This window comes from Verrucosispora sp. SN26_14.1, assembly GCF_004307965.1.
Taxonomy (GTDB): domain Bacteria; phylum Actinomycetota; class Actinomycetes; order Mycobacteriales; family Micromonosporaceae; genus Micromonospora.
In genome coordinates, this window is record NZ_SISL01000576.1 from 1 (window position 1) to 3,334 (window position 3,334).

General features: G+C 72.4%; 2 protein-coding genes and 1 pseudogene. 1 reads left to right on the forward strand and 2 read right to left on the reverse strand.

The features are described 5' to 3' along the window. Positions 1–346, reverse strand: a pseudogene (locus EYA84_RS29315) (sugar ABC transporter permease); the annotation flags it as partial. Between the two features lie 171 nt (positions 347–517). Next, positions 518–1,966 carry a thrombospondin type 3 repeat-containing protein gene (locus EYA84_RS29320; RefSeq protein WP_131057287.1) on the reverse strand — a complete coding sequence of 483 codons (1,449 nt, stop codon included), beginning with the start codon at positions 1,964–1,966 and terminating at the stop codon, positions 518–520. Positions 1,967–2,097: 131 nt separating this feature from the next. On the opposite strand from EYA84_RS29320, the gene EYA84_RS29325 reads away from it, so the two are divergent. Beyond that, a partial coding sequence (locus tag EYA84_RS29325; protein ID WP_131057288.1) for a hypothetical protein occupies positions 2,098–3,334 on the forward strand: 1,237 nt, incomplete at its 3' end.

Below are 3,334 nucleotides of genomic sequence, written 5' to 3' on the forward strand. Positions count from 1 at the left end.
CCGCGAGCCGGGGTCCTCGCCCGGCGCGGTCGGCGAGCAGGGCCAGCAGCGGTGCGACCAGCAGAGCCAGCACGAGCGGCACGATCGTCAACAGCAGCGCCATCCGGTACTCGCCGACCACGCCCTGCTCGAAGCGCTGTCGATAGTGCTCGGTGCCGACGTCGGTCGCCGGACCGAGCAGGTTGTCCCGGGTCGTCGACCGCGCGATCGCCAACCCGGTGGGCAGCAGATAGGACCAGAGCAGGGCGAGGAAGGCGGGTAGCAGCAGCACGAGCCCGATGCCGACGCGGACACCGGTGCCCGGTCGGGTGGACGGTTTCGTCACGGAGAGTACCGGGCTGGTCATGGTGCTCCTCGCCTCGTCGGATCCCTGGCCGGGCCCGACGATAGGCGTAACGATCAAGCCGGGCCACCGGAGCGAAGATCTTTCGTCCGCACGGCCCACCAGCGATGCCGATGCGGAGGGGGAGCATGAGCAGGCCGGGCGCCGTCGGGTCGACGACGCCCGGCCAGTGGCTCAGCAGAGGCCGTTGCAACCGTCCGGGTTCGGCGGCGGGGCACCGATCCAGGGCTGGGAGAGGCCGGGTACGTGCTCCGGCTGCGCCCCGCTGATCCGGGGCTCCGAGAAGACCGTGTTGTACGCGTTGGCGGTGTCGTCGACGTAGATGATCCCGCTCAGCTTGTTCTCCGGGATGGTGCCGTTGGCGTACGGCGGCGTCCAGTTCCGGACCGGCGTGATGTTCGCGCCGAGGAAGCGGGTGATGCCGTCGGCACCGGCCAGCACGGAGACCACGTCGCCGGAGTAGTCGGGGTTGACGTACCCGTGGTCGCCCTCCTGGTCACCGTGGCCGCTGCCGTCGTCACCCCCGTCGTCGCCGTGCTCGCCGCCGGTGTCGTCGTCGGAGTCGTAGTGGGTGTTGATGCCGTCGCCGCAGTTACCGCTGGTGTCGCAGGTGGTGACGGTCTGGTTGCCGGAGCTGTGGGTCGAGCTGTTGAAGGTGACGCTCTCCACATGGACGGTGCCGGTCTTCTTCCCGTTCTGGTCGTAGAGGTGCACGGTCGTCTCGGAGTGGGTGTCCGACTGACCGTTCTTGGTGTGGCTCTTGGTGGTGGTCTCACTGATCAGGCGGCCATGCGGGTCGAAGACCATGACGGTCTGCTCGGTGTAGAGGTCGCCCGTCTCGCCGCGCTCCTCGTACTGGGTGAAGACGGTGTTGCCCGTGGACCCGTCGGCGTTGACGTGTTCCCGCACCGACCCGCCCGGCACCAGGTCGACCTCGTCGCGCGACCCGTCGGCGTAGTGCAGCCGGTAGTCGGAGTCGCCGAACCACGGCTTCTCGGTCTTCACGACCCCGCCGTACGCGGCCGGGCTGTGCGTCGTCTCGCCCGGCTCGTACTCGACGAACATCGATTCGAAGGGCGTGATCAGCGGGTTGCCCGGCTCGCCGACGGCCTGCGAGCGGGTGCCCCGGCCGATCGCGACGCCGTCGCGCTGCACCGAGAGCTTGAGCTCGTCGAACTGCTTGAGGTCGATGCCGAGCCGGCTGTAGGTGTCCTTGCGCACCGGAAGGGCGAAGACCCCCAGGGTCGGCAGGTTGGTGGTGGTCTCCCGGAGCGCGAGCAGGTCTTCGGGGAAGGCGATGAAGCTGCCCCGCCCGTACCCGAAGGACGGCAGCTTGTTCACCGAGGCCAGTTCCACGGCCACCTCGAGGCTGGGTCGGCTGGCCGGGTCCCACGGGTCGGTGCCCGCCGCCACCTCGTCGGCGTCGCTGAAGCCGTCCTTGTCGCTGTCGACCACCCGCCAGGACAGGTAGCAGCCGGTCGGGTCGCAGACCCGGGCGTACGACAGCTTCTTGCGCGGCGGCTTGTCGGCGGAGGCGGCGGTGCTGCCGGCGGTCAACGCCAGCGGTATGGCGAGCAGCGGGGCGACGACCATCGCCACTCGCCTGCGGTTACGAAGGATCATGAGCGGTACCGTCGCACCCGTCCGGGCGCTCTCCGACCGCTGAGTCGGCAATCAGTCGCCGGGTCGCGGCACCCTGGGAGGATCCCCAGCTAGGGTGTGGCTGCTGCGCTGGTACGACGAAGGTGACGGACGTGGAGATCGACCAGTGTGGCCACCGGCCGGAGGACGCCGACCGACTGCTGGCCGCCGCCGACCGGGCCGCCGATCCGGTGGCCGCCGCCCGGCTGGTGGCGGAGGCGTTCGTCGCGGTGTCCCGGACCGCCGACCCGACCGTCCTGCCGCCGATCGTCCGGCGGTTGGCACGGCTACGGACCCTCCCGCCACGTCCCGAGGTCGAGTTCCTGCACCACGCGGTCGGCTGCGCGGTGGGTGCCCGGACCGGGCGGCGGGTCGCTCCCCGGGAGACCGACGACGCGTTGCGCCTCTTCGCCAGCGCCGGGCTGCACGACGATCCGCTGCACGTGGAGTGCGCGATGATCGCCACGTTGAGCGCGCTGCGACCCGACCAGGTGCGCCCCAGGTTCGCCGCCCTCGTCGAGCGGTGGGTGTCCGGCGAGGAGGAGACCGACCCGGCCCGGCGGGCCCGGTTCACCACCATGCTCGGGATGGGCGACGCGTGGTCCGGTGACCTGCTGCGCGGCCGGGCGACGCTGCGTCGCGCCCAGGCGTACGCGGTCGAGGCCGGGCGGCTCGACCTCCAGGCCGAGATCGTGTCGTGGCTGGCCAAGTGCGAGGCGCTCTGCGGCGACCTGACGCAGGCGCGGCGTTGTCTGGACGAGGCGCGGCTGCTGGCGGCCCGCTCGGGGTCGGCCTGGGTCGGGTTCCACATCGCCGAGTGCGCCGCCGCGCTGCACCTGGCGGCGGGCGACGTCGAGGCGTGGGTCGGGGTCGTGGGGCGGTTGGTCGACTCGGCGGTCGGCAGCAACTCCGGGCTGGTCTTCGAACACCGGTGGGAACTCGCCACCCACCACGCGCTCGGCGGGGACGCCGAGGCCGCGCACGCCGTCCTCGCCACCATCGCGGATCCGCCGCTGGACTGGCCGGGTGCGCCCGCCCTGCCGTCCTGGCGGGCCTGGATCGCCGACCCGGTCGACCCGGCCGCGATGGCCTGGCTGGAACAGGCGCTCGCCGGGCTCAACCGGCCGGTGGAGCGGCTCTCCCGGGCCCGGCTGGCCTGGCTGCTCGGCGCCCAGCACGCGCGCCTCGGCCGGCGGGTCGACGCGATCCGGCTGCTCGAACTGGCCAGCAGCGAGTACGCGGCGACCGGCGCGGCGGGCCTGCTCGCCCGCGTCGCCGTGGACCTGGACGCGGTCACCACCGGTCCGGTCGGTACGCCGTGGCCGCCGACGGCGGGGCCGTCGACCGGGC

Bases quoted from the DNA above. Each gene is read 5' to 3' on its own strand.
- EYA84_RS29320 (WP_131057287.1), bottom strand. From the start codon at position 1,966: ATGATCCTTCGTAACCGCAGGCGAGTGGCGATGGTCGTCGCCCCGCTG.